The sequence below is a fragment of the Pseudonocardia zijingensis genome (genome assembly GCF_042657305.1).
GTDB classification, from domain to species: Bacteria; Actinomycetota; Actinomycetes; order Mycobacteriales; family Pseudonocardiaceae; genus Pseudonocardia; species Pseudonocardia zijingensis.
In genome coordinates, this window is sequence record NZ_JBHSKO010000003.1 from 98,550 (window position 1) to 124,800 (window position 26,251).

The following is a 26,251-nucleotide window of genomic DNA, read 5'->3' on the forward strand; positions in this document are numbered from 1 at the left end:
GCTGTCGGAGGGGCGCGCCACACTGGGCACATGACAATCGTCCGTTCCGTGGTGCCCGCCCCCGCGCCGATCGGGGCCCTCACGATCGGGGTCACGCCGCGCGGGCTCGCGCTCGTCGCGTTCGGCGACGTCCCGGAGCTGGTGGAGCGCGCGGGCAAGCGGCTGGGAGAGCCCGTGGAAGACGGCGACGGCGGCGTGGCCGCGGCGCAGCTCGCCGAGTACCTGGCAGGCGCGCGCCGCGTCTTCGACGTGCCGCTCGACTGGTCGCTCACGGCCGGGTCGCAGCGCGTCGTCCTGCAGGCGCTGCACGACACCGTGCCGTACGGCGCCACCGTCACCTACGGCGAGCTGGCCGCCCGCAGTGGCCTGGGCAGCGCCTACACAGCCGCGCGCGGCGTCGGCTCGATCATGGGGTCGAACCCGCTGCCCGTCGTCGTGCCGTGCCACCGGGTGCTCGGATCCGACTCGCTGGGCGGGTTCGGCGGCGGGCGCGCCACCAAGGAGTGGCTGCTCGCGCTCGAGGGCGTGTTGACGCCCGCGCTCGACTTCGGGTAGCGAAACCGTCCGTGACGGACGTCGACGTCTTCGATCCCCGTACCTTCGCGAGCGGAGTGCCGCACGACTCGCTGCGTCTGCTGCGCGACACCGACCCGGTGAGCTGGCAGGAGGAGCCCGAGGTCGGGGTCTGGCCCGCCGGCCCCGGCTTCTGGGCGGTCACGCGCCACGACGACGTCACGCACGTCCTGCGCACGCCTGGCGACTTCTCCTCGGCCCTCGGCGCCACGCAGATCCGCGACCCCGACCCGGCCGACCTGCCGTTCCTGCGCCGCATGATCCTCAACATGGACCCGCCGGAGCAGCTGCGGCTGCGCCGGATCGTCACCGGCACGTTCACCCGCAGGCGGCTGGAGGGGTTCGCCGACGTCGTACGGGAGCGGGCGCACGCGCTACTGGCCGCCGTGGCCGGGCGCGGGCACTGCGACCTGCCGCGCGAGGTCACCGACGACTTCCCGCTGCAGAACCTCGCCGACCTGCTCGGCGTGCCCGCCGCCGACCGGGCCCTGCTCCTGGAGTGGACCAACCGCGTGATCGGCTACCAGGACCCCGAGCACGCCCACGTCGTCACCGACGCCGAGGGGCGGCCGGTCAACCCGCGCTCGCCCGCGCAGCTCGCAGACATGTTCGCCTACGCCGAGGACCTCGCCGCGCGCAAGCGCGCCGAACCGGCCGACGACCTCATGACGGCCCTCGTGCAGGCGGAGGTCGACGGCCAGCGCCTCACCGACGCCGAGCTGAAGATGTTCTTCTTCCTCCTGGTGATCGCGGGCAACGACACCGTGCGCAGCGCGCTGCCCGGCGGCGTGCTCACGCTCGTCCGCAACCCCGACGCCTACCGGCGGCTGCGGGCCGAGCCGCAACTGCTGCCCACGGCCGTCGAGGAGCTCCTGCGCGTCCACCCGCCGGTGCTCACGTTCCGGCGCACCGCCACCCGCGACCTCGAGCTGCGCGGCAGGCGGATCGCGCGGGGCGACAAGGTCGTCGTCTACCACGTGTCGGCCAACCACGACGAGCGCCGCTTCCCCGACCCGTTCCGGTTCGACCTCACCCGCAAGCCCAACGACCACGTGTCCTTCGGGCAGGGCCCGCACCTGTGCCTCGGTGCCGCGTTCGCCCGGCTGCAGATGCGCGAGTTCTTCACCGAGTTCCTGCGCCTGCCCCAGGCGGAGCCCGACGGGGAGCCGCGCAGGCTGGTGTCGAACTTCATCAACGGGATCACCTCGCTCCCGTTGCGGTGGTAGCCGCCATCCACGCCGGATCTGTGGGAAAGTTGGGGAAAACCAAGCACTCACCACGGCGGGGAAGATGGCAACGAGAACGATCGCCGGTGTCGACGGACGCATGTGGTCGGTGCGGCGCAACATCGAGTGGTCCCTGCCGGCCACCGGCGACGACTTCGAGCACGACGTCGACGGCGGGCGCGGCGCGGCCGTGCTCATCCTGTCGGCGCTGTTCGTGTTCTGGCTGATCGTGGTCGTGTGGCGGCCCGCGGGCGTGCACATCCCCTGGTACCTCTACGTCGTCGCGCTGGCGGTCGTGGCGTTCTTCCCGATCCGCTGGTTCCTGCGCAGGCCCTGGACCATCGTCGCCGAGACCGCGGGCGGCTACGACCTGCCCGCCGAGCGGTGGACCGGGCTCGTGCGCGGCGGCACGAAGGCGAAGGAGGAGATCCGAATCATCGTGCGCCGCATCCGCACCCAGGGCACGCCCGGCCACGCCGACAGCCCCCTGCAACCGGTGAACTGATGCCCGAGCTCCCCGAGGTCGAGGCGCTCGCGCACCACCTGCGCGAGCACGCCGTCTACCGGCCGGTCGCCCGGGTGGACGTCGCGAGCATGAGCGCGGTCAAGACCTTCGACCCGCCCGTCACGGCGCTGCAGGGCCGGGTGGTCACGGGAGCGGCGCGGTACGGCAAGTTCCTGTCCGTCGAGTTCGCCGACCGGCCCGACGAGCCGCTGCACCTGATCACCCACCTGTCCCGCGCCGGCTGGCTGCGCTGGCACGAGACCGCGGCCGCGGGCCCGCCCAAACCCGGGCGCGGTCCGTTGGCGCTGCGGGTGCACCTCGACGAGGTCGGCGGGCCGGGCTTCGACCTCACCGAGGCGGGCACCCAGAAGCGGCTCTCGGTGTACCTGGTGCCCGACCCGCAGCAGGTGCCGGGGATCGCCCGGCTCGGCCCCGACGCGCTCGGCCTCACCCGCGACGAGTTCGCCGCGCTGCTCGCGGGCCGCACCGAGCGCATCAAGACGCTCATCGTGGAGCAGCAGGTGCTCGCCGGGATCGGCAACGCCTACAGCGACGAGATCCTGCACACCGCGCGGATCTCGCCGTACGCCACCGCGGGCCGGCTCACCGTCGAGCAGGTCGACGAGCTCTACGCCGCCATGCGTTCGGTGCTCACCGACGCCGTCGACCGGTCGGTCGGGCAGGGCGCCGCGGAGCTCAAGGGCGAGAAGCGATCGGGCCTGCGGGTGCACGCCCGCACCGGCCTGCCGTGCCCGGTCTGCGGGGACACCGTGCGGGAGGTGTCCTTCGCGAGCAAGTCGTTCCAGTACTGTCCCGGCTGCCAGACCGGCGGCAAACCCCTCGCCGACCGGCGGCTGTCGCGCCTGGTGAGGTAGGTAGGTGGAACGTGACTGAGCTGCTGGGCAGCTCCACGGCGCTGCTCGTCGCCGGCGGCGTCATCGTCGTCATGATCGGGCTGCTCGTGTGGCTGATCATGAAGAACCGGCGCAACACCTTCGCCACGCCGTTGGAGCGAGCCACCTTCGCCACGCTGCACACGGTGGCGCTGGCCGCTCCGTCGCTGCGCGAGGGGCTCTCGCCCAACTCCGCGGCGTTCGCGCTGCCGTACCTGCGGCAGCTGCTCGACACCTGCGCGCTCGCCATGACCGACAACCGGGGCACCACCCTGGCCTGGGACGGCGACGCCGACCAGCACGAGCCCGACGTGCGCTCGCTGGCCGACCAGGTCATCTCCACCGGCCGCCAGCAGGTGCTCTCGCACACCGCGCTGTCCTGCGAGCACCCCAACTGCGCGGTCCGCGGCATCGTCGTCGTGCCGCTGGAGACCGACGGTGCGATCGTCGGCACCCTCGCCGCCCTCACCACCTCCACGGCGGGGCCGGTGCTGCTGCGGGCGTCCGCGGAGGTCGCGCGCTACGTCTCCAGCCAGCTGGAGCTCGCCGAGCTCGACGAGTCGCGCGCCCGCCTCAACCGGGCCGAGGTCAGGGCGCTGCGCGCGCAGATCTCGCCGCACTTCGTCTACAACGCGCTCACCACGATCGCCTCCTTCATCCGCACGGACCCGGTGCGCGCCCGCGAGCTGCTCATCGAGTTCGCCGACTTCACCCGCTACTCGTTCCGCACCGCAGGCGAGTACACGACGCTGCAGGACGAGCTCACCAACATCGAGCGCTACGTCCGCCTGGAGAAGGCCCGCTTCGGCAACCGCCTCAACATCAAGCTCCAGATCGCCCCCGAGGTGCTCTCGGTGGTGCTGCCGTTCCTCGCCCTGCAGCCGCTGGTCGAGAACGCCGTGCGCCACGGGCTGGGCGGCAAGCCGAACGGCGGCACCATCACGATCACCGCGGAGAACGCGGGCGCCGAGTGCGTGATCATCGTCGAGGACGACGGCATCGGCATGGACCCGGCCCGCCTGCACGAGGACCTCGACGACGCCCACCAGTCCGGCGCCCACGTCGGGCTGGGCAACGTCGACGACCGGATGCGCTCCACCTTCGGCGACGACTTCGGCCTCGTCGTCGACACCGCCCCCGGCGAGGGCATGAAGATCACCCTGCGTGTCCCGAAGTTCCGCGCCGGCATCCGGGTCTGAGGCCGGGCCGTCCGGCGAGCAGCACACCAGCGTTGCCGCCGGCACCGTGGTGTGCTGATCGTCGACCGTGGGCGCCGCGAGCCGCACGTCAGCGTTGCCGCCGGGCCGTGGCGTCCTGATCGTCGGCCGTCGGTGCCGCGAGTCGTACGTCAGGGCTGCCGCTGGCGCCGTGGTGTGCTGATCGTCGACCGCCGACGCGCGAGCCGCACGCCGCGGCGTTGCGGCGGACGCCGCGACGTGCTGATGGTTGGCCGTCGGTGCCGCGAGTCGTACGTCAGGGCTGCCGCTGGCGCCGTGGTGTGCTGATCGTCGACCGCCGACGCTTCGAGCCGCACACGAGCGTTGCCGCGGACGCCGGCATGTGCTGATGGTTGGCCGTCGGCGCCGGGAGCTGCACGCCGGCGTTGCCGCCGGGCTGCGAGGTGCTGATGGTTGGCCAGCGGCGCCGCGAGCCGTACGTCAGTGTTGCCGCCGGCACCGTGGTGTGCTGATCGGCGAGCGTCGGCGCCGTGAGTCGTACGTCGGGGCTGCTGTCGGCGCCGTGGTGTGCTGGTCGATCGCGCTGCTCCGTGAGGCCGACCGGTGCTCTCCGCAGGTCGGTCGAGGCGGGCATGATCAGCGTCTGCGGTTGTCAGGCTGCACGGGTGCGGGTTGGTGACCGCATGCGGCGATCATGGCCGCGGTTGCGCCGCGAGCAGCACGCCAGCGTTGCCGCGGGCGCAGAGGTGTGCTGATCGTCGGCCAACTCCGCCGCGAGAAGCACGGCACCGTCGCCGCCTCACCGTGGAGTTCTACTGATCAGCGGCGCGGAGCGCGAAGGGCACACCGGGTGACCGGACGCCTGCCAGGCCGTGACGTGGCGCACCGCGATTCCCGGCCGAGGCGTTCTTGATCTTGCGGCTGGCGCGCAGCCGCGTAACGTGGCCACATGGACGTGATCCGCCTCCCGGACCGGCTCGCCTCCCGCCTCCCCGGGCGCCTCGGGGACCGGGCCGACAAGCCCGTCGTGTCGCTGCTCCGACTGCACGGCGTGATCACGGCGACCACCGGGCCGGTGCCCCGCTCCGTGATCAACTCGACGGCGCTGGAGAAGCCCATCGAGCGCGCGTTCGCGCCGGAGCGGCTCGCGGCGGTCGCGCTGCTGGTCAACTCGCCGGGCGGGTCGCCCACGCAGTCGGCGCTGGTGACCGACCGCATCCGCGGTCTCGCCGCGGAGAAGGGCGTGCCGGTGTTCGCGTTCTGCGAGGACGTGGCCGCGTCCGGCGGCTACTGGTTGGCGTGCGCCGCCGACGAGATCTACGCCCACCCCACCTCGATCGTGGGCTCGATCGGCGTGATCAGCCACGGGTTCGGGCTGGACGGGCTGATCGAACGGTTCGGTGTGCAGCGCAGGCTCTACACGGCGGGCGAGTCGAAGTCGCGGCTCGACCCCTTCCTGCCGGAGAAGCAGGAGGACGTCAAGTGGCTGCAGGACCTGCAGGGCCAGCTGCACACGATGTTCAAGGACTGGGTCACCACACGGCGCGGTGATCGGCTCCAGAAGAAGGACGAGCTGTTCACGGGCGAGATCTGGACCGGGGCGAAGGCCGTGGAGCTCGGGCTCGTCGACGGTCTCGGCACGGCGAGGGGCGTGCTCGAAGAGCGCTTCCCCGACGCGGAACTCGTTCCGGTGGAGGGGCGCAAGCCGTTCCTCGCGCGGCTCGGTCTCACCCCTCCGGCGGCTGCGACCAGCGTGATCAGCACCGACGTCCTCCTGGGTGTTGCCCAGGCGGCCGAGATACGGGCCGCGTGGGCGCGGTACGGTTTGTAGCGCGGTGTGATCGGACGAACCCGATTGGTGCTGGACTCTGGCACTCACACGGATTGGCCGTCACCATGGTCGTCGGAGCTGGGGCGGGTAGTCCCGGCCCCGGCCCCCGGACACGCAGGATGAGGAGATCGTGGACAGCAACGACAGCTCCGGCGGCCTGGTCGTCCTCGCGGTGGACGACGAGCTGCCGGCTCTCGAAGAACTGGCCTACCTGCTCGGTGAAGACCCTCGGGTCGGCACGGTGCTCAAGGCGTCCGACGCCACCGACGCGCTCCGCATCCTGAACAGCCGGCAGGGCGTCCGCGAGGCCGCCACGGCCGGGCCGGGCCACCGGGGTCTCGCCGATCCGGTCAGCGGCACCCGGGTCGCCGACCGCACCCACGTCGAGATCGTGTTCCTCGACATCCGCATGCCGGGCCTCGACGGCCTCGAGCTGGCCCGGGTGTTCTCCTCGATGGCGGTGCCGCCGTCGGTCGTGTTCGTGACGGCCCACGACGACCGCGCCGTCGACGCGTACGAGGTCGGGGCGGTCGACTACCTCCTCAAGCCCATCCGCTCGGAACGGCTCGCGGCCTCGATCGACCGCATCCTCGCCAACCGCGCGGCCACCGTGGCCGAGCCGCAGCCGGAGCAGAGCACCGAGGACGAGGTCATCCCGGTCGAGCTCGCCGGCACCACCAAGCTCGTGCCGCGTTCGGCCGTCCGGTACGTGGAGGCACAGGGCGACTACGCCCGCCTGCACACCAACGAGGGCAGCCACCTCGTGCGCATCCCGCTCTCGGTGCTCGAGGACCGGTGGCGCGAGGCCGGGTTCGTGCGCATCCACCGGTCGTTCCTGGTGGCGCTCCCGCTGGTCACGGAGCTGCGGCTGTCGGGGTCCGGATACGTCGTGCGGGTCGGCAGCGGCCCCGACTGCGCGGAGCTCCCGGTGAGCCGGCGCCACACCCGCGAGCTGAAGGACAGACTCGTCCGCGCGACGAAGCAGGCGTGGAGCCAGCGGTGACCACGTTCACCGACGGCGCTCCGCCGTCGGTGACCCCCGAGCCGGACGACGGCTCGGTCCCGCACCGCGCCGAGCCGCCCGGCCCCGACCCGGACGCGGGCGCGGCCTGGCTGCACGACGAGATCCAGCGCCGCATCGCCGAGGGCGCCGCCGCCGGTGGCGGGGGGCGCCACGCCCGCCGCGGTGAGCCCTCGCCCTCCGGCTCGGCCGGTTACGTGCCCCGCCACTCGGTGGCCACCCCGGGGCCGGGTGCGCCCCGGCCGGGGCCGGTCGGCGGGCAGATGTCGCAGGCGAGCGAGCTGTTGCGCCGGGAGCGCACCGAGGCCACCACCGCCCAACCGGTCTGGTCGGGCCCGCCGGTCCGGGAGGTGGGCCCCCAGCCGCCGCCGGCCGCTGCAACGCCGGGTCCCGTCCGCCCGGGCGTGGCCGCAGCGGCCGCGATGCGCGGGGCCGCAGCCGGGCGAGCCAGGGCCGCAGCAGCCGCCGCCCCGCCGGCGGCCCCCGCTCCGCCGGCGGCCGCCCCGCCGCGCCCGGAACCCGCAGGCACCACCCCTGCCGACCCCTCGGCCACCGCGCCGGTCGAGACGGCCGCTGTCGAGACGGCCCCGGTCGAGGCGGTACTCGTCGAGACCGCGCACGTCGAGACCGCGCAGGTGCCCGCCGCGCCCGCCGAGCAGGCACCCGCCGAGGAGGTGCCGCCCGCCCCGGCGCCCGCGGACGCCGCTCCCGTCGCGGCGCCACCCGTCCCCGACGTCCAGCCCACCGGGCCGCTCCCCGTGGCGCCACCCGCGTCCGACGAGGTGCCGGCCGACACCGAGGCCTCGCAGGCACCGGAGCAGGCACCGGAGGCACCCGAGCCGGTCGTGCCCGAACCGGACGCCACCGAGCTCACGGCGCCGGTCCCGGCCGTCCCGGCGGCCACCGATTCGCCGCCCCACGGGATCCGCGTTCCCGAGCAGCGCGGTGCTGCACAGCGCACACGGGAGCAGCCCAGGCCTGAGGAGCCCCGTTCCGAGGAGCCCACACCGCAGGAGAGCAAGCGGGTGCGGGTGGTGCTGGCCGAGCGCAAGGGCGTCGCCCGCCCGGTCCGCACGGTCATCACGATCCAGGAGAGCAGCGGCGTCGGTGAGCTGCTGCGCCGCAACCTCATCGGCTCGCAGCTGGCCATCGCCCTGCGCTTCGCGATCGGCGCGGGCCTCACGCTCGGCCTGCTGCCGCTGCTGTTCGCGATGGTCCCCGAGATCGGCCGCGTCGAGGTGCTCGGGATCCGCCTGCCGTGGCTCCTGCTCGGGGTCCTCGTGTACCCGTTCCTGTTCGGGCTCGGCCTGTGGCACACCCGCACCGCCGAGCACCTCGAGCAGAACTTCGCCGAGACGGTTCAGGACTAGGCCTTTGACGTGAGCACTCCTGCGCTGGTCGCGCTCTGTGCGATCGGGCTCGTCGGGCTGGCGTCTGCCCTCATCGGCTCCTACGGCGTCCGGATGGCGCGCAGCACCTCGGACTTCCTCGTGGCGTCGCGCACCGTCGGCCCGGTGGCGAACGCGGGCGCGATCTCGGGTGAGTACCTGTCGGCGGCCTCGTTCCTCGGCATCGCGGGCCTGATCCTGCGCGAGGGTGCCGACGCGCTCTGGTACCCGGTGGCGTTCGTCGCGGGCTATCTCGCCCTGTTGCTGTTCGTGGCCGCGCCGCTGCGCCGCAGCGGGGCCCACACCGTGCCCGACTTCGCCGAGCTGCGCCTCGCGTCCCCGGCGCTGCGGCGCACCTGCACCGTGTTCGTGCTGGTGATCGGGTGGCTCTACCTGCTCCCGCAGCTGCAGGGAGCCGGGCTCGCCCTCACCACGCTCACCGGGCTGCCCGCGTGGAGCGGCGTCGCCGGGGCGGGCGTCGTCGTGCTGCTCACCGTGGTCGGTGGCGGGATGCGCTCGATCACGTTCGTGCAGGCCTTCCAGTACTGGCTCAAGCTCACGGCGCTGCTCGTGCCCGCCCTGGTGGTGGGCGGCCTGTTCCTCAACGACATCCGCAGCTTCGACCGGCCGACGTCCCCGCAGTTCGGGCACGACACCACGGTCGCGGTGCGCGCCGACGTCGTGCTCGCCGTGACGGAGCCGGTGCGGGTGCGGGTCGACGGCGTCGTGAACGGCGACGACGAACGCGGTGACACCACCTGGGCGCCCGGGCGCTACGTGGTGGACGAGGGCACCACGCTGAGGTTCGAGGCGGGTGCGGCCGTGCCCACGGTGGACGGCTCGCCCACCACCGACCGCCAGTGGCTCGAACCGATGACCGGCGGTGCGGCCGACCAGCTGCTCTCGATCTACTCGGTGCTGATCGCGGGCTTCCTCGGCACGATGGGGCTCCCGCACGTGCTGGTGCGCTTCTACACCAACCCGGACGGCACGGCGGCCCGGCGCACCACCGTGATCGTCCTCGGCATGATCGGCACGTTCTACGTGCTCGTCACGCTGCTGGGCGCGCTCACCCGCCTCTACACGCCGCAGCTGCTGGTGAGCGGCGACACCGACGCTGCCGTGCTGCTGGTGCCCACCGCCGTGCTGGGGCACGGCTGGCTGGGCTGGCTGCTGGGCGGCCTGGTGGCGGCGGGGGCCGCGGCGGCGTTCCTGTCGACGTCGTCCGGGCTCGTCGTCAGCCTGGCCGGCGTGCTGTTCACCGACGTGCTGCGCGGCCGGTGGACCGACTTCCGGCTGGCGGCCGTCCTCTCGGTCGTGGTGCCGCTCGGGCTCGCCCTCAGCGTCACCCGCCTGGACTTCGCGCTCACCGTGCCGCTGGTCTTCGCGGTGGCCGCGGCGACGTTCTGCCCGCTGCTGGTGCTCGGGATCTGGTGGCGGGGCCTCACGCCCGCGGGCGCGATCTCGGGCGTGCTCGTCGGGGGCTGCCTGTCCGCCGTGAGCGTGGCGCTGTCGCTGTTCGCGGTGCTCCCGCACGGCTGGGTGGGGGAACTGCTCTACCGCCCCGCGGTGATCACGGTGCCGGCCGCGTTCCTCACGATGATCGTGGTGAGCAAGTTGACCAGGGCGTCGATCCCGCGCGACGTCGACCGCGCCCTGATGATCCTGCACGCCCCTGAGCAGCTCGGGCTCTCCCGCGACAGCTTCGACCGACCCGGTCGCAGGTGATTTCGACGAAGGTGTAGTGGTGGTCGGGGCACGCCGTTGACATAGTGTCTCCGTGACGACGCCCGGCATCATCGCCATCGTGGCCATCGGCCTCGTCGCGGTGGCGTCGGCCGTGATCGGGTCGCTGGGCGTGCGCGTGGCGCGCAGCACGTCCGACTTCTTCGTGGCGTCGCGCACCGTCGGGCCGATGGCCAACGCGGGCGCGATCTCGGGGGAGTACCTCTCGGCGGCGTCGTTCCTCGGGATCGCGGGCCTGATCCTGCGCGACGGCGTCGACGCGCTCTGGTACCCGGTGGGCTACACGGCGGGCTACCTGGCGCTCGTCCTGTTCGTGTCCGCCCCGCTGCGGCGCTCCGGGGCGTACACGGTGCCCGACTTCGCGGAGTTCCGGCTGAGGTCGGGCGCACTGCGCCGGGTGTGCGCGGTGTTCGTCGTGATCATCGGCTGGCTGTACGTGCTGCCTCAGCTGCAGGGTGCGGGTCTCACCGTCGCCACGGTCACCGGGCTGCCCGCGTGGTCGGGCGCCGCGGTAGCCGCGTTCGTGGTGGTGGCCACCGTCGTGCTGGGCGGCATGCGCTCGATCACCTTCGTGCAGGCGTTCCAGTACTGGCTCAAGCTCACCGCGCTCACGTTGCCCGCGGTCATGGCCGCGATCTTCTTCCTCAGCGACGACCGCACGTTCGACGAGCATGCGCCGCCGCAGTTCCCCGAGGCCGCCACGGTGGACGTGCGCACCGACGTGCGCCTGCAGGTCGTCGAGCCGGTCACCTTCGCCGCCACCGGGGTGATCGACGGGCTGCAGGTGGTCGACGGCACCGTCCGCTGGGAGGTGGGCACGCACACGGTCGAGTCCGGCGCCGAACTCGAGTTCCCGGCCGGGGCGCCGGTGCCCGTCGTGGCGGGGGCGCCGGTGTCGGACTCCACCTGGCTCACCCCGTTCCCGGAAGGGCGGGAGCACGGCCTGCTGGCGACCTACTCGCTGATCATCGCGCTGTTCCTGGGCACCATGGGCCTGCCCCACGTGCTCGTGCGCTTCTACACCAACCCCGACGGGCGGGCGGCGCGCCGCAGTGCCGTGTTCGTGCTCGCACTGCTCGGGCTCTTCTACCTCGCGGTCACGCTCCTCGGTGCCCTGTCGCGGCTCTACACCCCGCAGCTGCTCGTCAACGGCGACACCGACGCGGCCGTGCTGCTGCTGCCGTCCGCGGTGCTCGGCAGCGGGCTGGCAGGCGCGCTGCTGGGCGGGCTGGTGGCGGCGGGGGCGTGGGCGGCGTTCCTGTCCACATCGTCAGGTCTGATCGTGAGCGTCGCCGGTGTGCTGTCCACCGACCTCATGCGCAGCAGCCGCGTGCGCGACTTCCGCTTCGCGGCGGTGCTCGCGGGTGCGGTGCCGCTCGCGATGGCGGTGCTGGTCACCCGGCTGGACTTCTCGGAGGCCGTGGCGCTGGTGTTCGCGGTGGCGGCGTCGACGTTCTGCCCGCTGCTCGTCCTCGGCATCTGGTGGCGCGGCCTCACCGCGGCGGGCGGCATCGCGGGCGTGCTGGTGGGTGGCCTCGGTTCGGCCGGGGCGGTGGCCTCGAGCCTCGCCGGCTACGCCGACTCCGACTGGCTGGGCATGCTGTTCTACCGGCCCGCGGTCGTCACGGTGCCGGCCGCGTTCCTCACGATGATCGTGATGAGCAGGCTGACCGCCCGGCACCGCCCCGCCGACGCCGATCAGGTGATGTTGCGGCTCCACGCTCCGGAACGACTCGGCCTGAGCCGCGACCGGCTCGAGGACCGTCAGCGGCCCCACTGGTGAGGCCGGGGTCCGGTACGTCCGGGTCGGAACCGCTCGTCGACCGTTCGTCGTGCACCGGTGCCGTCGGTCGTGTGCTCGTCGCGACAGCCGCGCGACCCTCGCCTTCACCCAACTGGAGTATTCCGACATGGGAGTGTGACTGAACTATCGTTCCCCGCGTTGTTGCCCCGAAGGTGCGGCGCCGACGCAGTGCGCAGACGGAAGAACGGAGACTACGCCGTGAGTGCCACAGGCGAGCAATCGACAGGCACCATCTACGAACAGATGCAAGCAACTCCCGAATTCGCTGATCTGCGCCACAAGCTCCGGCGGTTCGTCTTTCCGATGAGTGCCGCGTTCCTGATCTGGTACCTCATCTACGTGCTTCTCGCGTCGTTCGCGCCGGCGTTCATGGCGATCCCGGTGGTCGGGAACATCAACGTCGGGCTGGTCATCGGGCTGCTCCAGTTCGTCACCACCTTCGTGATCACCACGGTGTACGTGCGGTACGCGAACCGCCACCTCGACCCGGCCGCCGAGAAGATCCGCCACCAGATCGAGGGGACCGAATGAACAGCGCGGTGAGTGTCCTGGCCCAGGCCCCGGCCTCTCCGGGGGTCGGGAGCCCGGTGCTGAACATCAGCATCTTCGCCCTGTTCGTACTGGTCACGCTCGTGGTCGTGTTCCGGGCCAGCCGGAACAACCGCACCGCGTCGGACTACTACGCGGCGGGCCGGTCGTTCACCGGTCCGCAGAACGGGGTGGCGATCGCGGGTGACTACCTGTCGGCGGCGTCGTTCCTCGGGATCGCGGGTGCGATCGCGGTGAACGGCTACGACGGGTTCCTGTACTCGATCGGGTTCCTGGTGGCGTGGCTGGTGGCGTTGCTGCTGGTGGCCGAGCTGCTGCGCAACACGGGCAAGTTCACGATGGGCGACGTGCTGAGCTTCCGGATGCGGCAGCGGCCGGTGCGGGCGGCGGCGGCCACGTCCACGCTCGTGGTGTCGTTCTTCTACCTGCTGGCGCAGATGGCCGGCGCGGGTGCGTTGATCGCGTTGCTGCTGCAGATCCCGAACAGCAACACGTTCGGGCAGGGTGTCGTGATCGCCGTCGTGGGCGCGCTGATGATCGTCTACGTGCTGGTGGGCGGCATGAAGGGCACCACGTGGGTGCAGATCATCAAGGCCACCCTCCTGCTCATCGGCACCGCGATCATCACGGTCTGGGTGCTCGGCAAGTTCGGGTTCAACCTGTCGGCGCTGCTCGGCCAGGCCGTGGAGGCCAACCCGCAGGTGCAGACCTCGGCGAGCGCCGCGCCCAAGGAGCTCGGTGAGCGGCTGCTGATCCCGGGTCTGCAGTACGGCGCCAGCACCACTGCGAAGATCGACTTCTTGTCGCTGGGGCTCGCGCTGGTGCTCGGCACCGCCGGCCTGCCGCACATCCTGATGCGCTTCTACACGGTGCCCTCCTCGAAGGAGGCGCGGCGCTCCGTCGTGTGGGCGATCTGGCTGATCGGCATCTTCTACCTGTTCTCGCTGGTGCTCGGCTACGGCGCGTCGGCCCTGGTCACCGGTGGTGCCCAGCGCATCGCCACCGCTCCGGGCGGCACCAACTCCGCCGCCCCGCTGCTCGCCTACGAGCTCGGCGGCGAGATCCTGCTCGGCATCATCTCGGCGATCGCGTTCGCCACGATCCTCGCGGTGGTGGCCGGCCTGACGATCACGGCGTCGGCGTCCTACGCGCACGACGTGTACGCCAACGTGATCAAGAAGGGTGAGACCAGCCCGGACAACGAGGTGCGGGTGGCCCGCATCACCGCGGTGATCATCGGCATCATCGCCATCGCGGCGGGCATCCTCGCCCGCAACCAGAACATCGCGTTCCTGGTGGCCCTGGCGTTCGCGGTGGCGGCGTCGGCGAACCTGCCGACGATCCTCTACTCGCTGTTCTGGAAGCGGTTCAACACCACCGGCGCGCTCTGGAGCATCTACGGCGGCCTCGTCTCCTGCGTGCTCCTGATCGTCTTCTCGCCGGCGATCTCGGGCCGCCCGACCTCCATGATCCCGGACGTCGACTTCCACCTCTTCCCGCTGGCCAACCCCGGCCTGGTGTCCATCCCGCTCTCGTTCGTCCTGGGCATCGTGGGCACCTACGTCGGCGGCAAGCAGCCGGTCGAGGAGGGCAAGTTCGCCGAGATGGAGGTCCGCTCCCTCACCGGTGCGGGTTCGGAGAAGGCGATCACCCACTGATCCCTCGAGACACACCACGACGGCGCCCGGCCCACGGCCGGGCGCCGTCGTGCATTCACCGGGGTGTCACGCCACCGCGTGCGAGGATGGGGCCATGACCGGTCCTGCCGTCCCGGAGGTGCCGGTGGCCCAGCTGCCGCCCGACGCCGCGCTCCTCGACGTCCGCGAGTCCGACGAGTGGGCCGCAGGCCACGCGCCCGGGGCCACCCACCTGCCCATGTCCGAGCTCACCGGCCGGATGGGCGAACTGCCCGACCGCGACCCGCTCTACGTCATCTGCCGTTCCGGCGGCAGGTCCGCCCGCGTGGTGGCCTACCTCGCCGGGCAGGGCTATCCGGCGGTCAACGTCGGCGGTGGGATGCAGGCGTGGGCCCGGGAGGGTCGCGACGTCGTCGCCGAGGGCGGCGCCGACCCGCAGATCGTCTAGGACCCTCCCGTGCAGCCACCGGTTCCCGGCGGGGAGGAGGTCAAGATGGGGCCGCCGTGCCCGCGCTGCGGCCGCCAGGCCCCGGCAGGTGGCGGGCCGTTCTGCCCGTTCTGCGGCCGCTACCTGGCCGCCCTGCGCTGGGTGGCCGAACCACCTCCGGGCGTCAACCCGCCCCGCCCCGTCACGGTGCGCTCCCGCTACACCGGCCCGCCGCGCTACCGGTTCCTGCCGCGGTGGGGGTTCCCGCTCGGCCCGTGGCGCTCGCCCGAGCCGGAGCAGCCGCCACCCGACCCGCTCCTCGGAGCGCGCACCCTCGTGGGGTCGCTGGTGCCGCTGCTGTGGGCCACGGCGGCGGTGGCACTGCTCGCCTCCGGCGCCGAGGTGTGGCGCTACGCCCTCCTGCTCGCCAGCCGGGAGGGCGCGCTCCAGGCCGAGGCGGTGGCCGCCTCCGATGCGCTCGTGGCCTCCGCGGGCACCGTGGCGCCCATCCTGAGCCTGGTGGTCGGGGTGCTCATGATCCTCTGGACGGTGCGCGCCGCGCGGGCCGCGGCCGACCGCGCAGGGGTCCGGCCGTCCCGGTCCACCCGCACGATCGTCCTGGGCTGGGTGGTGCCCGGCCTCAACCTGTCGATCCCCGGGTCCGTGCTCGCCGAGATCGAGCACAGCGCCATCGGCCTGCCGCCGGGCATGCGGCCCCGCCCCTCGCGCATGGTGCTCGTCTGGTGGGGCCTGTGGGCGGCCGGCGTCGTGCTCACCGCCGTCGTGCTCCTGTGGTCGCTGCGCGACGGCGTGCAGGCCCGTGCCGACGGCGTCGTGCTGCACGCCGTGCTCGACCTGGTCGCCGCCGTCACCGCGGGCGTGACGGCGCGGCTCGTGCTGCGGCTCACCCGCCTGCTCGCCCCGACCGCACCCCGCCGTCGCGAGGTGTTGCTGGCGGTCAATCCGCCAGCCGGAGCTCCCGCAGCCCCCGCATGACGAAGTCCGGCCGCCGCGGCGGTTCGGCGGCGAGCCGCATGCCCGGCAGCGCCTGCCGTAGCGCGTCCAGGGTGGCCGCCACCTCCACCCGCGCGAGCGGGGCGCCGAGGCAGTAGTGCACCCCGGCCCCGAACCCGAGGTGCGGGTTCGGGCGCCTGCCCACGTCGAGCTCGTCCGGGCAGGCGAACACGGCGGGGTCGCGGGCGGCGGCGCCGAGCAGGGCAGCGATCTTCGTGCCGGCCGGGACGGGGTGGCCCGCCACCACCGTGTCCACCACCGCCGTGCGCTCGAACAGCTGCAACGGTGGGTCGTACCGGATGAGCTCCTCCACCGCGGTGGCGTCCAGCCCGGGGTCGGCGACCAGCCGCTGCCACTGCTCGGGCCGGCGCAGCAGGGCGAGCACGCCGTTCCCGAGCACGTTGACGGTGGCCTCGTGGCCGGCCATCAGCAGCAGCGCCGCGGTGCCCACGAGCTCGTCGGCGTCCAGGTCCGCCTCCAGCAGGTCGCTCACGAGGTCGTCGCCCGGGTGGCGGCGGCGGTGGGCGACCAGACCGCGCAACGCCTCGACGAACTCCGCGGCCGCCCGCTCGGCGTCCGCGCGCCGCACCCGCCCGGGGTCGGCCTCGTACATCGTGACGATGGTGTTCGACCAGCCCCGCAGCGCCGACCGCTCCGGCTCCGGCACCCCGAGCAGCTCGGCGATCACCTCCACCGGCAGCACCGCCGCGACCCCGGCCATCAGGTCGGCGCTGCCGTCGGCCCGGATCCGGTCCACCAGCTCGTCGACGTACCGGCGGGCCAGCTCCCGCACCCGAGGTTCCAGCCGCGCGGTGTGGCCCCGGTTGAAGGCGCCCGCCACCAGCCGCCGCAGCCGGTCGTGTGAGGGCCCCTCGCGCTCCAGCAGCGAGTTGCGGTGCAGCAGGTTGAAGGCCGGGAACTCCGCGGCGGGCTCGGCGTCCACCCAGATGCGCCCGAGGTCGCGGCCGCGCAGCACCTCCGAGCAGGCGGCGTGCGACACCGCCACCGGGATGCCCAGCAACGGGTGCGGGTGCACCGGGCCGAGCGCCCGCAACGCGGTGAACGACGGGTACGGGTCGGCGAGGAAATCCGGATCAGCCGGGTCGAATACGTCCATGGCGGTCCCATCCTGTCGCCCCGCACCCGCTAACGTCTCCCGGACCATGGGCAAGAAGACACGTGCGAAGACGGCGGTGCCCGCGGGTGAGAACCCCCGCCGCCCCTGTCCCTGCGGCTCGGGCAAGCGCTACAAGGCCTGCCACGGTGCCGGTGACGACGTCATCGTCACCCGCCCGTTCGAAGGCCTCGCGGCCGAGTGCGACCTGGTGGCCATGCGGGAGTTCCTGCCGTCGGCCACCGCGCCGCTGCCGCTGCGCGAGCCCGGCGACGTGCCGGTCACGCTGGCCACCGTGCTGCCCGGCGCGGCCGCGGCCGTCGTGCGCCCGGACGGGTCGATCCTGCTCGGCATGCAGGTCCAGACGCGCTCCGGCGACCTGTCCGCCGACCTCGCCCGCGCGCTGCGGTGGGCGCGGGGCGCCACGCCGGGCACGGCGCTCCCGGTGGTCGGGCCGGGGATCGCGGGCGAGCTCGTGCGGGTGCAGGACGTGCTCGACCCGGCCGCCGAGCTCGACGTCACCGTGCACCCCGACTTCGGCTGGTGGATCCCGCCCTCCGAGGACGGCTCCGAGCCCGGTCCCGACGTCACGGCGTCCCTGGAGCGGGCCAACGAGGTGATCATGCCGACCGAGCCCGTGTCGGCTCCGGGGGTCCGGGCCGCCTACTGGGTGGACACCGGCACCAAGGCCCACCTGCGGTGGGTGCGCCCGGAGCCGGAAGAGGCCCTGGTGGCGGCGTTGGCGCGGCTGCAGGCCCGCGGTGAGCTGGCGCTCGCCGACGACGCCCGTTACGCGGGCTCGTTCCGGGCCCACGGCCTGCTCGTGCCCGTCTGGGACCTCGACCGCGAGCTGCACGCCAAGGAGTGGAGCGAGTCCGTGGCGGCGTTCGCCACGCGCCTGGAGGCGGCTCTCGCCGAGGACGCCCCGCTCACCGACGCCGAGCGCCGCGCCCGCGACGCCCTCGCCGGCAAGCAGGTCACCCTGCGCTGACGCGCAACTCGCCCCTCAGAACGCGAGACTCGCCCAACCGGAACGCGGGACTCGGCCTTCGAGACGGGAGACTCGCGCCCCCTGATGGCGAGTCTCCCGTTCGGCGAGGCGAGTTACGCGTCTCGTACGGCGAGTTCCGCGTCCGCGGCTGCTACGGCAGCCAGGACACGCGGCCGGACAGGGCCGCGTAGCCGACGAACGCCACGACGTCGATCAGGGCGTGGGCGCCCACGAGCATCCACAGGCGGTTGGTGCGCTGCCACACGCGGCCGAACACCAGCCCCATGACGATGTTGCCGAAGAAGCCGCCGAGGCCCTGGTAGAGGTGGTAGCTGCCGCGCAGCACGGCCTGGGCCACGAGCGAGCCGTTCTCCGACCAGCCGAGCTGGCGCAGCCGCGTGATCAGGTAGGCGACCATCACCACCTCCTCCGCCCAGCTGTTCGCGGCGGCGGACATCAGCAGCACGGGCACGCGCCACCAGCTGTCGTCGAGCGTGGTGGGGGCGATCGTCACGCTCACCCCGATCGCCCGCGCGAACAGGTACAGGCCCAGGCCGGGCACGCCGATCAGCGCGGCGAGGCCCGCCGAGCCGAGCGCGTCGCGGCCGGGACGGCGGCGGTCCAGCCCGATGTCGCGCATCGCGAAGCCCGCGCGCAGCAGGAGGTAGGCGCCCAGCGCACCCCAGCCGACCAGCTGCAGGACCCGGGTGAGCTGCAGCGCGAGATCGATGAGCCCGACCTCGGCCGCCGGGGCGTTGAGCGCCACCTGCTGCTCGTTGAGCGGCACCGGCTGCATGACGGCGTCGAGCAGGGCGAGCCCGCTGCGGACCGCGGACAGCCCGAGCGTCACCGTGAGGACGACCAGCACCTCCAGCCCGACGAGCCGGCGGGCCCGCGGGTCGGTGACGAGCGCCGTTCCCCGTGGTGGGGGGACTATCCAGTCCCGGAGGGTGGTCGAGCAGGGCACGGTCGCGGACCGTACTAGGCGGGTAGTCTGATTCGCGTGCGCCGCCTGGTCCTCTCCCCGAGATGGATCGTCTGGCACGTGCTCACGCTCGGAGCGATGGTCACGTGCGGCTACCTCGCCGCCTGGCAGTGGCAGCGCGCCGGGTCCGCCATGGGCAGCGCGCTGAACGTCGGGTACGGGCTGCAGTGGCCCCTCTTCGCCGTGTTCTTCGGCGTCATGTGGTGGCGGATGCTGCGGATGGAGGCGGCGAAGCTGGAGGAGGAGGGGCCCTCCGCCGAGGAGGAGGCCCCGCCCGTGCCGCAGCCGCGTCCGGCCACGCCCCCCGACGCCCCGTCGCCGTTCGGTCCGCGCCCGCGCCACGTCGCGCCCCCGGCGGTGGACGACGACCCCGAACTCGTCGCCTACAACCGGATGCTGGCCCAGCTGGCTGCGCGCGACCCCGACCACTGAGAGACGCCGTGCCGATCGAGACCGCCCTGCTCGCCTACCGGATCGCCGCCTGGGTCACCGGCGTCGGCCTGCTCGTCCTCGTGCTGGTGGCGATGCCGATGAAGTACATCTTCGGCCAGCCCGAGCTCGTGGCCGTCGTGGGCGTCACCCACGGCTTCCTCTACATGATCTACATCGTCTGCACGCTGCTGCTGGCGGAGCGCGGGCGGTGGAAGCCGCTGGACGCCCTGCTGATCCTCGTGGCGGGCACGATCCCGGTGGCGTCGTTCGTGGCGGAGCGCCGCGTCACCCAGCGGGTGCGCGCGGGCCGCTCGCCCGTCAGCTAGCGGGCCTGCTGCCGCCGAGCGGGTCGACGTCGGCGCCTCGCCGCATGGGGCACCCGATGAGGTGCTGCATCTGCCTGCGCAGCTCCTCCACGGTGGTGGCCTGCTGCGGCCACGCGATCCGCACGTCGTGGTCGCGGCCGGGGGCCTCGAGGCGCAGGCGCAGGCCGTAGCGGTCCATGCCGAGGGGCCGCAGCCGGGCTTCGCGCAGGTCGCGCAGGGCCGGCGGGAGGTGCCGGGCGAGCAGGTCGAGCACGTCCGGGTGCGAGTTCTCCAGGTGGGCGAGCCAGTGGCTCTCGTAGCGGCAGAACGGGTCGGGCCAGGCGGCGGCCAGGTCCACCGGGGTGAGCGCTGCGCTGCCCTCTGCGTCGGACAGCACGGCCGAGCCGGGGTCGAGGCGCACGAGGGAGGCGCCGTGGCCCAGCCGCAGCAGGTTCTCGTCGGGCCGCACGTCGGCCACCTGGAGGGCGATGCGGCGGGCGATGTCCGGGTCGGGCTCCCGGAGCCTGCCGGTGATCCACAGCAGCCCGCGGACCGGCTCCCTCAGCTCGACCGGGGCGACGTCGGCGATCTCGAGCATCGCCGCGAACTCGCCGCCGGGGGCGCTGCGGATCTCGTGCAGCACGGGTTCGTCGTCGTCGAGCAGGAGGACCGCGGAACCGTCGGCCCGTACGTGGTGGACGAGGGGAGCGGCCTGGGGTGCGCCGGTGCCGACGAGGCTCGCCGTGCCGCCTCGCGCGGCGACGCTTCGGGCGCGTTCGGCGGCCGACGGAGCGGGCGGTCGGCGGGGCCGGGTGGATCCCAACGAGACACCTCCGTGACTTAGGTGAGGCTAAGCTACTGGGCGCTCTGGCAGGTGTCCAGCGTCCGAACGCCCGGCCGCTGTCAGACCGCGCGAGCCCACCCGTTAGCGTCTGTGACCGTGACGACGGCGGCCGGTGCGGATCCTTGGGCCATCCCACCGCTCTTCGCGCAGCTGGTCGACGACACCAGCCTGCTGCAGCCGCGGTCGGTGGCTCCCGGTGTGGATGCCGTCGTATCGCGGTACCTGAGCGCTCGAGACGGGCGATACGGAGGGCTGGTCGGGCAGCTGGTCTGCCCGGTGTCCCGGCTCCCCGCCCTGGTGCAGGAACTGGCGCGATCGGTGCCATCGCGCCCGGTCGACGTGTCGCTCGTGGTCGACACCGGCCTCGGTGCCGTGCCGAAGGCGCTCTCCACGGTTTTCTCGCGGTCGAGCCTGCTCACGCCGCGCACGGTGGAGACGGCGGCGCCGCCCGACGTCGACGCCGTCTGGCTGGAGCGCGTGTCGGAGTTCGTGCCCGAGGACGTCGTGGCGGTCGTCGAGCCGCGCCGCCCGGCCGAGCTCGAGCCCGCCGACATCAGCGCGTGGCTCGGCGCCGTGCGCCGCGTGGCCGAGCACGGGTGCGCGCCCAAGCTGCGCTGCGGCGGCCCCCGCGCCTCCGACGTGCCGTCGGTGGCGGAGGTGGAGGAGTTCCTGCACGTCGTGGTCGACACCGGGCGGCCGTTCACCACGCTCGGCCTGCGTCAGGTCGTGCGGAGCGAGCACGACCACCCGCGGCGCCACGGCATCCTCAACCTGCTGGTGGGCGTCGCGCGGGCGCTCGGTGGCGGCGACGTGCGCGAGGCGCTCGAGTCGAGCGACGGCACGGCGCTGGCGCGGGAGATCAGCGGGATGTCCGAGCGCACCGTCAAGGGCGTGCGCGGGCTCCTGTCGCGCTGCGGGGCCGAGCCGGAGCCGGTGCCGGCCACGCAGCTCGTGGGCCTCGGCCTGCTCGCCTGACGCCGGGGGAGCTCACGCTTCCCCGAACAGCTCGTCCCACGCCTCCGCGACCCGGGCAGCGCAGACCTCCGGGGCCAGCCCGCCCACGCCCGTGCCGAGGCCGGGCAGGGCGACCGTGCGCACGGCCCGGCGCACCGGGGTGCCGTCGGGCAGGTCGCCGTCGCGCCAGAGCCGGAACACGGCAGCGGCTGCGGCGTGCGCGGCGGCGCCGTCGGGTGGGAGCCGTTCGCCGGGGTTGCGCATCGTCGGGGCGCTCACCAGCCAGGCGGGGTGTTCGGCGCCGGTGGGGACGATCACGGCCTGGCCCACCGGGAGGTCGCCGCCGGACGCCGCGCGGACGCGGTCGGAGATGCCGGGGAACCAGCGGGCGTACACGGCGTCGATGCCACCCCCCATGAGGCCGAAGGAGTTGGCCGGGCTCACCACGGCGTCAGCGGTGACGTCGGTGATCGAGCCCTCGTGCACGACGAGGCCGGGACGGCCCTCCGCGATGGCCCGCCAGGCCCGGGCCATGGGTGCGTCGACGGCCACCAGCACCAACCTCGGGGTGTCCATGGGCCCACAGTAGGGTCGCCTCGTGACCCGTATCGCGTTCCTCGGGCCGCGCGCCACCTTCACAGAGCAGGCACTGCGGTCCATGCCCGAGGCCGCGGAGGCCGAGCTCGTGCCGTGCACCGGTTCTCCGGCGGTGCTGGCCGCCGTGCGGGACGGCTCCGCCGACCTCGGGTGCGTCCCGATCGAGAACACCGTGGAGGGCGCGGTCCCCGCGGTGCTCGACGGCCTCGTCGCCGATCCCCCGCTGGTGATCGTGCGGGAGGCCGCGCTGGCGGTCCGGTTCGCGCTGCTCGCGCGGCCGGGCACGGCTCTGGGTGACGTGCGCACCGTGGCGTCCCACCCGCACGCCATCGCCCAGACCCGCGACTGGCTCGCCGCGCGTCTGCCCGATGCCGAGGTGCTGATGTCCGCGTCCACGTCCGAGGCGGCCGCGCAGGTGGCCAGGGGCGAGTTCGACGCGGCCGTCTCGGCGCCGCTCGCGGCCGAGCAGCACGGGCTGGAGGTGCTCGCCGACGACATCGCCGACAACGCGGGCGCCGTCACGCGCTTCGCGCTCGTCTCCCCGCCCGGGCCGCTTCCCGCACCCACCGGCTACGACCGCACGTCGCTCGCCGCCACCACGCAGAACCGGCCGGGCGCGTTGCTCGGCCTGCTCACCGAGCTCGCCGTGCGCGGGATCGACCTCACCCGCATCGAGTCCCGGCCGATCAAGGACCGGCACGCCGAGTACTGGTTCCACCTCGACTGCACGGGCCATGTCGCCGAGCCGGCCATGGGGGAGGCCCTCGCCGCCCTGCACCGCCGGTGCGACCGCGTCCGGTTCCTCGGTTCCTATCCCCGCGCCACCAACGGTGCGACGGCGGCTCCGAGCACGTCCCCGCTGCCCATCGGGGGTGCCGACGCCGCGCAGTTCGCGGCCGCCCAGAAGTGGCTGGACGCGGTGCGGGCGGGGGGTGCCGCGTGAGCGTCACCCGGCTGATCATGGCGCGGCACGGGGAGACCGCCGCCAACGCGCAGCACGTGCTCGACTCCCGGCCGCCCGGTGCCCCGCTGAACGAGCGCGGGCTCGCGCAGGCGGCCGTGCTCGGCGAGCGGCTCGGCGCCGACCCGATCACCGCCGTTCACGCGTCGGTGGCGGTGCGGGCGCAGCAGACGGCCGCGCCCGTCGCGGCGGCGCACGGCCTGGACGTGCAGGTGGTCGACGGCATCCACGAGGTGTTCTGCGGCGAGCTCGAGGGCCGGTCCGGCCGCGACGCCTTGAAGAGCTTCATGGTCGTGTACGACGCGTGGTGGACCGGTGACCTCGACGCGCGCCTCCCCGGTGGGGAGTCCGCCCACGACGTGCGGGAGCGCTTCCTGCCGGCGCTGGACCGCATCCTCGACGGCGCGAGCGGCGACGTGGTGCTCGTGAGCCACGGCGCCGCGATCCGCCTCGCGGCGGCCGCGCTCATCGGCGACACGGCGGAGACGCGCTTCCTCCCCAACGCGGGGCTCGTGGTGCTGCGTCCCGACGGCGCGGGCTGGGTGCTGGAGCACTGGGACAGCGCGCCCCCGGTCACCGGCGACGTCACCGCGGGCGGCGCGCCGGCCTGACGAGGGGCCTGACGACGGGCCCCGGCTCACCCCCAGCCGAGCTCTTCCAGGGTCTCCTCGTCGATCCCGAAGTGGTGTGCCACCTCGTGCACCACGGTCACGGCGATCTCGTGCACCACGTCGTCCTCGTCGTCGCAGATGTCGAGGATCGCGTCCTGGTAGATGGTGATCCGGTCGGGCAGCACGCCCCCGTAGTTCGAGGTGCGCTCGGTGAGGGCGACGCCCTCGTACAGCCCGAGGAGCTCGGGATCGCTGTCGTGCCGGTCCTCGACCAGCACCACGACGTTGTCCATCGCCGCTGTGAGGTCGGGCGGGAGGGTGTCGAGGGCGTCCGAGACGAGCTCCTCGAACCGCCGCCGCGTCATGTCCACAGATGGATGGTGACACTGCGCCGGGCGGCCGCCGGACAGAGCCGGGCGGCCGCCCGGGGGATCACCGGTCCGCGGTGACCTCGGAGGGCGCCACGGTGGGCTGCGGCGGCTCGGGAGCCTCCGGCTTCTCGGGCTCCGCGGGGGCGCTCGGCGTGGCCGTCGGCCGCTCCGGCTCCTCGGGGCCCTCGGGGCGCTCCGGTTCCGCCGGCTCGCTCGGCGGCGCAGGCGTCGCGGGGGCGCTCGGGGTGGCCGTGGGCACTTCCTCGGCGGGCGGTCCGTCGATCGGCGGCAGGGAGGGGTTCGGCGTGCTGCTGGCCGGCGGGGCCGGCTCGTCGCCCACCACGACGTCGCCCTTCACCGGGCCGGTGACGGGCGCGAACCCGCTGCGGTCGGGCAGGAGCGCGGCGAGGTTGCAGTTCACCTTGCGGCTGCCGGCGTTCCAGGACTCCTCGGTGAGGTTGTCCCAGTAGACGGTGAGGCCCTTGTCGGAGATCGCGTCGGCGCTGCCGGCGTACTTGTTGGCGATCTCGGCGCACTGCGGCTGCAGGAAGGCGTCCTGGTCGCCGACCGCGGGGAAGCCCTCCGAGAACTTCTCCGAGAGGTCCACGATCCCGACGGTCTCGACCGCGTGCGGGCCCGAGCAGTCGACGGGGTCGCCGATCGTGCGGCCGTCGATCGCGAGGCAGGTGCCCGGCTCCTGGACGGCGGCCTGCTCCGACTCGGCGGCGCGCCCGGACAGCGGCAGGAGCGCGCCGGAACGGGAGGCGCTCTGCACGCCGCACCGCAGCTCGCGGTCGCCGTCGGACCACTTGGACGGCGACGGCTTGAGCGCGCCCACCCGGTAGCGGCCGTCGGGGTCGAACTTGCCGCCCAGGTACTGCAGCACAACGGGCTCGCAGCGCTCATTGACGATCTGGCGCCACTGGCGGTCGTCCGGCAGTGCCATGTCGGCGGCGAGCGTGACGGAGCCCGCCTGCTCGAACAGGTGCGGCTGGGCGCAGTCGACGACCTCGGTGTCGGCGGCGTCGGGCCGCGACCACATCAGGCAGGTGCCGGGCGTGGCGGGCGGAGCGGGCACCTCCCGGGCGCTCGACCCGGCCGCCGCGGGCAGTGCCGCGAGCGTGCCCAGGACGGGCACCGTGGCGCCCGCGAACGAGTCGAGGGTGGCGACGCCCAGCATGGTGAGCGAGCCGACGAGCACGCCGATGACCATGCGGCGCACGAGCCGTGGCTCGGGGGCGCGTGCGGGCGGTGGCGGCGGGGGCGCGGGACGTGCGGCGGGCCCCGGGACGCTGTGGCGCCCGGTGCGCGCGGGTGCCGGCGCGGGGGCACCGAACGCGGTGGCCCGCGCGGCGGCGAGGCGGTTGACGTTCGGGACGACGACGGTGGGCGCCTCCCCCGGGCGCTGTCCGGGTTGAAGGCGTGGTGCACCAGCGTGCTGCGGCATCTGGGGCCGGCCGGGGGGAGCGGTCAGTCGGTCCATGTCGGCCGTCATCATGCCGTTACCAGGGGTCACGTCCAGGGGGGAGGGCCCATCCGCGCGACCATCGGTCGTCGGCGTGCTGCGAGCGTCAACGTTTGCCGGTGGGTGGCGTCCCGGTACGGTTCGGCGCGCGGGACGGACCTGTCACCGGCCCCGCGGGAGCGCAGCCGAGGGGGGATTGAGCCGTGCCCGACGAGAAGAGCGATGGCGTGCCTGCCGAGCAGCCCGACGGCGGGTCGGCGCCTGACGAGGGCGCCCGCGGCCGGATGCGCTTCCAGGACGAGTCCACCACTCCCCGGGAACCCACCCTCGCCGAGCGCAGGGCGCGGGAGATCGCGGCCCGCCGGGCCGAGGAGGCCGAGCGCCGGGCGGCCGAGGAACAGGAGCGCTCCGCGCGCAGGCGCAAGCGGATCCTGGTCGGCGCCGGGGTCACCGTCGGTGTCGTCGCGCTGATCGCCGTGGGCTACTCGGCGGTGCAGGACGACGAGGTGCAGGCGCAGTGCGTCGACGAGGACGGCGTGATCGTCGACGACTCGAACTGCGTCACCCCCGCCGCGTCCAGCACCGCGCACTACGGCGGCGGCTTCTACCCGATCTTCATCGGCGGTGGCGGACGGCAGTACCACTACACCTACGGCGGCACCGGCACCGTGGGCGAGCGCGTGCAGGGCGGCACGACCACGGTGCCGAAGGAGGGCACCCGCGTCACCACGCGGTCGGGCAAGACGCTCTCCGGTTCGTCCAGCGGCAGCTCGATCTCGCGGGGCGGGCTCGGGGTCTCCGGAGGCAAGTCCGGGAGCGGGTCCTAGCG

At 73.7% G+C, this 26,251-nt stretch carries 28 protein-coding genes; 21 read left to right on the plus strand and 7 right to left on the minus strand.

Translation table 11 applies throughout. The annotated features are described in order from the left end of the window. Nucleotides 1-30 precede the first annotated feature (30 nt). The 5 genes from ACFPL3_RS07630 (at nt 31) to ACFPL3_RS07650 (ending at nt 4,396) form a co-directional block, all read left to right on the plus strand. A complete protein-coding gene (locus tag ACFPL3_RS07630) occupies nt 31-555 on the plus strand; it encodes a methylated-DNA--[protein]-cysteine S-methyltransferase (protein WP_343940689.1) in 525 nt (174 codons plus the stop codon). An 11-nt stretch (nt 556-566) separates the two neighbouring features. Then, on the plus strand, nt 567-1,799 hold the full coding sequence (locus ACFPL3_RS07635) for a cytochrome P450 (RefSeq protein WP_343940690.1): 1,233 nt from the start codon (nt 567-569) through the stop codon (nt 1,797-1,799). A gap of 64 nt (nt 1,800-1,863) precedes the next feature. Beyond that, a complete protein-coding gene (locus tag ACFPL3_RS07640) occupies nt 1,864-2,304 on the plus strand; it encodes a hypothetical protein (RefSeq protein ID WP_343940691.1) in 441 nt (146 codons plus the stop codon). Next, on the plus strand, nt 2,304-3,179 hold the full coding sequence (locus tag ACFPL3_RS07645) for an Fpg/Nei family DNA glycosylase (RefSeq protein ID WP_343940692.1): 876 nt from the start codon (nt 2,304-2,306) through the stop codon (nt 3,177-3,179). Before ACFPL3_RS07640 ends, ACFPL3_RS07645 begins: the two co-directional genes overlap by 1 nt. A gap of 11 nt (nt 3,180-3,190) precedes the next feature. After that, nucleotides 3,191-4,396 (plus strand): sensor histidine kinase, encoded by a 1,206-nt coding sequence (locus ACFPL3_RS07650; RefSeq protein WP_343940693.1) that lies wholly within the window; start codon nt 3,191-3,193, stop codon nt 4,394-4,396. Between the two features lie 274 nt (nt 4,397-4,670). Here the strand turns inward: ACFPL3_RS07650 and ACFPL3_RS07655 are convergent, their stop codons facing one another. Continuing rightward, nucleotides 4,671-5,009, minus strand: a complete 339-nt coding sequence (locus ACFPL3_RS07655) for a hypothetical protein (RefSeq protein WP_343940694.1) — start codon at nt 5,007-5,009, stop codon at nt 4,671-4,673. Between the two features lie 324 nt (nt 5,010-5,333). On the opposite strand from ACFPL3_RS07655, the gene ACFPL3_RS07660 reads away from it, so the two are divergent. From ACFPL3_RS07660 to ACFPL3_RS07700, 9 genes are all read left to right on the plus strand, one after another. Continuing rightward, the gene (locus ACFPL3_RS07660; RefSeq protein ID WP_343940697.1) at nt 5,334-6,206 is read left to right on the plus strand and encodes a S49 family peptidase; all 873 of its coding nucleotides are present in this window, start codon (nt 5,334-5,336) and stop codon (nt 6,204-6,206) included. A 130-nt stretch (nt 6,207-6,336) separates the two neighbouring features. Further along, nucleotides 6,337-7,209 carry a LytR/AlgR family response regulator transcription factor gene (locus ACFPL3_RS07665; RefSeq protein WP_343940695.1) on the plus strand — a complete coding sequence of 291 codons (873 nt, stop codon included), beginning with the start codon at nt 6,337-6,339 and terminating at the stop codon, nt 7,207-7,209. Further along, nucleotides 7,206-8,597, plus strand: coding sequence for a hypothetical protein (locus ACFPL3_RS07670; protein ID WP_379588636.1), 1,392 nt, complete (start codon nt 7,206-7,208; stop codon nt 8,595-8,597). Before ACFPL3_RS07665 ends, ACFPL3_RS07670 begins: the two co-directional genes overlap by 4 nt. Nucleotides 8,598-8,606: 9 nt before the next feature. Continuing rightward, nucleotides 8,607-10,343, plus strand: a complete 1,737-nt coding sequence (locus ACFPL3_RS07675) for a sodium/solute symporter (protein WP_343941890.1) — start codon at nt 8,607-8,609, stop codon at nt 10,341-10,343. 52 nt (nt 10,344-10,395) lie between these two features. Further along, a complete protein-coding gene (locus tag ACFPL3_RS07680) occupies nt 10,396-12,144 on the plus strand; it encodes a sodium/solute symporter (RefSeq protein ID WP_343941891.1) in 1,749 nt (582 codons plus the stop codon). 264 nt (nt 12,145-12,408) lie between these two features. Continuing rightward, the gene (locus tag ACFPL3_RS07685; RefSeq protein WP_379588774.1) at nt 12,409-12,696 is read left to right on the plus strand and encodes a DUF485 domain-containing protein; all 288 of its coding nucleotides are present in this window, start codon (nt 12,409-12,411) and stop codon (nt 12,694-12,696) included. Nucleotides 12,697-12,713: 17 nt separating this feature from the next. Continuing rightward, nucleotides 12,714-14,372, plus strand: coding sequence for a solute symporter family protein (locus ACFPL3_RS07690; protein WP_425564186.1), 1,659 nt, complete (start codon nt 12,714-12,716; stop codon nt 14,370-14,372). 94 nt (nt 14,373-14,466) lie between these two features. Continuing rightward, on the plus strand, nt 14,467-14,799 hold the full coding sequence (locus ACFPL3_RS07695) for a rhodanese-like domain-containing protein (protein ID WP_343941893.1): 333 nt from the start codon (nt 14,467-14,469) through the stop codon (nt 14,797-14,799). Between the two features lie 9 nt (nt 14,800-14,808). Beyond that, entirely contained in the window at nt 14,809-15,774 is a 966-nt protein-coding gene (locus ACFPL3_RS07700) for a DUF4328 domain-containing protein (protein WP_343941894.1), read from the plus strand. On the opposite strand, the gene ACFPL3_RS07705 is transcribed toward ACFPL3_RS07700, so the two are convergent. Continuing rightward, a complete protein-coding gene (locus ACFPL3_RS07705; RefSeq protein WP_343941895.1) occupies nt 15,737-16,909 on the minus strand; it encodes a cytochrome P450 in 1,173 nt (390 codons plus the stop codon). The two genes, ACFPL3_RS07700 and ACFPL3_RS07705, sit on opposite strands and share 38 nt — an antisense overlap. Nucleotides 16,910-16,955: 46 nt before the next feature. Here ACFPL3_RS07705 and ACFPL3_RS07710 point away from each other — a divergent pair, with 46 nt between their 5' ends. Beyond that, nucleotides 16,956-17,897: a DUF5926 family protein gene (locus ACFPL3_RS07710; RefSeq protein ID WP_343941896.1), complete on the plus strand. Its 942-nt coding sequence runs from the start codon at nt 16,956-16,958 to the stop codon at nt 17,895-17,897. 151 nt (nt 17,898-18,048) lie between these two features. On the opposite strand, the gene ACFPL3_RS07715 is transcribed toward ACFPL3_RS07710, so the two are convergent. Beyond that, nucleotides 18,049-18,864: a CPBP family intramembrane glutamic endopeptidase gene (locus ACFPL3_RS07715; RefSeq protein ID WP_343941897.1), complete on the minus strand. Its 816-nt coding sequence runs from the start codon at nt 18,862-18,864 to the stop codon at nt 18,049-18,051. Between the two features lie 36 nt (nt 18,865-18,900). Between ACFPL3_RS07715 and ACFPL3_RS07720 the strand changes: the two genes are divergently transcribed. Both ACFPL3_RS07720 and ACFPL3_RS07725 read left to right on the plus strand, forming a co-directional pair. Beyond that, the gene (locus ACFPL3_RS07720; RefSeq protein ID WP_343941898.1) at nt 18,901-19,314 is read left to right on the plus strand and encodes a hypothetical protein; all 414 of its coding nucleotides are present in this window, start codon (nt 18,901-18,903) and stop codon (nt 19,312-19,314) included. 8 nt (nt 19,315-19,322) lie between these two features. Then, nucleotides 19,323-19,640: a DUF3817 domain-containing protein gene (locus ACFPL3_RS07725; RefSeq protein WP_343941899.1), complete on the plus strand. Its 318-nt coding sequence runs from the start codon at nt 19,323-19,325 to the stop codon at nt 19,638-19,640. Here the strand turns inward: ACFPL3_RS07725 and ACFPL3_RS07730 are convergent. Then, nucleotides 19,633-20,442 carry a DUF2470 domain-containing protein gene (locus tag ACFPL3_RS07730; RefSeq protein WP_343941900.1) on the minus strand — a complete coding sequence of 270 codons (810 nt, stop codon included), beginning with the start codon at nt 20,440-20,442 and terminating at the stop codon, nt 19,633-19,635. The genes ACFPL3_RS07725 and ACFPL3_RS07730 overlap by 8 nt on opposite strands. Before the next feature lie 117 nt (nt 20,443-20,559). Here ACFPL3_RS07730 and ACFPL3_RS07735 point away from each other — a divergent pair, with 117 nt between their 5' ends. Next, the gene (locus ACFPL3_RS07735) at nt 20,560-21,438 is read left to right on the plus strand and encodes a hypothetical protein (RefSeq protein WP_343941901.1); all 879 of its coding nucleotides are present in this window, start codon (nt 20,560-20,562) and stop codon (nt 21,436-21,438) included. A 12-nt stretch (nt 21,439-21,450) separates the two neighbouring features. On the opposite strand, the gene ACFPL3_RS07740 is transcribed toward ACFPL3_RS07735, so the two are convergent. Further along, complete coding sequence (locus ACFPL3_RS07740; protein ID WP_343941902.1) at nt 21,451-21,993, minus strand: macro domain-containing protein; 543 nt, start codon at nt 21,991-21,993, stop codon at nt 21,451-21,453. A gap of 22 nt (nt 21,994-22,015) precedes the next feature. On the opposite strand from ACFPL3_RS07740, the gene pheA reads away from it, so the two are divergent. Continuing rightward, entirely contained in the window at nt 22,016-22,957 is a 942-nt protein-coding gene (gene pheA / locus ACFPL3_RS07745) for a prephenate dehydratase (RefSeq protein WP_343941903.1), read from the plus strand. Then, a complete protein-coding gene (locus tag ACFPL3_RS07750; RefSeq protein ID WP_343941904.1) occupies nt 22,954-23,586 on the plus strand; it encodes a histidine phosphatase family protein in 633 nt (210 codons plus the stop codon). The genes pheA and ACFPL3_RS07750 overlap by 4 nt, the downstream gene beginning before the upstream one ends. Nucleotides 23,587-23,612: 26 nt before the next feature. Here ACFPL3_RS07750 and ACFPL3_RS07755 read toward each other — a convergent pair whose 3' ends face one another. Then, nucleotides 23,613-23,951 (minus strand): metallopeptidase family protein, encoded by a 339-nt coding sequence (locus tag ACFPL3_RS07755; RefSeq protein ID WP_343941946.1) that lies wholly within the window; start codon nt 23,949-23,951, stop codon nt 23,613-23,615. A gap of 67 nt (nt 23,952-24,018) precedes the next feature. Further along, the gene (locus ACFPL3_RS07760) at nt 24,019-25,440 is read right to left on the minus strand and encodes a septum formation family protein (protein ID WP_343941905.1); all 1,422 of its coding nucleotides are present in this window, start codon (nt 25,438-25,440) and stop codon (nt 24,019-24,021) included. 185 nt (nt 25,441-25,625) lie between these two features. Here ACFPL3_RS07760 and ACFPL3_RS07765 point away from each other — a divergent pair, with 185 nt between their 5' ends. Further along, on the plus strand, nt 25,626-26,249 hold the full coding sequence (locus ACFPL3_RS07765) for a hypothetical protein (RefSeq protein ID WP_343941906.1): 624 nt from the start codon (nt 25,626-25,628) through the stop codon (nt 26,247-26,249). The last annotated feature ends 2 nt before the right edge of the window (nt 26,250-26,251 follow it).

Bases quoted from the DNA above. Each gene is read 5' to 3' on its own strand.
- ACFPL3_RS07630 (WP_343940689.1), top strand. From the start codon at position 31: ATGACAATCGTCCGTTCCGTGGTGCCCGCCCCCGCGCCGATCGGGGCC.
- ACFPL3_RS07640 (WP_343940691.1), top strand. From the start codon at position 1,864: ATGGCAACGAGAACGATCGCCGGTGTCGACGGACGCATGTGGTCGGTG.
- ACFPL3_RS07645 (WP_343940692.1), top strand. From the start codon at position 2,304: ATGCCCGAGCTCCCCGAGGTCGAGGCGCTCGCGCACCACCTGCGCGAG.
- ACFPL3_RS07655 (WP_343940694.1), bottom strand. From the start codon at position 5,009: ATGCCCGCCTCGACCGACCTGCGGAGAGCACCGGTCGGCCTCACGGAG.
- ACFPL3_RS07685 (WP_379588774.1), top strand. From the start codon at position 12,409: ATGCAAGCAACTCCCGAATTCGCTGATCTGCGCCACAAGCTCCGGCGG.
- ACFPL3_RS07695 (WP_343941893.1), top strand. From the start codon at position 14,467: ATGACCGGTCCTGCCGTCCCGGAGGTGCCGGTGGCCCAGCTGCCGCCC.
- ACFPL3_RS07705 (WP_343941895.1), bottom strand. From the start codon at position 16,909: ATGGACGTATTCGACCCGGCTGATCCGGATTTCCTCGCCGACCCGTAC.
- ACFPL3_RS07710 (WP_343941896.1), top strand. From the start codon at position 16,956: ATGGGCAAGAAGACACGTGCGAAGACGGCGGTGCCCGCGGGTGAGAAC.
- ACFPL3_RS07740 (WP_343941902.1), bottom strand. From the start codon at position 21,993: ATGGACACCCCGAGGTTGGTGCTGGTGGCCGTCGACGCACCCATGGCC.
- ACFPL3_RS07755 (WP_343941946.1), bottom strand. From the start codon at position 23,951: ATGACGCGGCGGCGGTTCGAGGAGCTCGTCTCGGACGCCCTCGACACC.
- ACFPL3_RS07760 (WP_343941905.1), bottom strand. From the start codon at position 25,440: ATGGACCGACTGACCGCTCCCCCCGGCCGGCCCCAGATGCCGCAGCAC.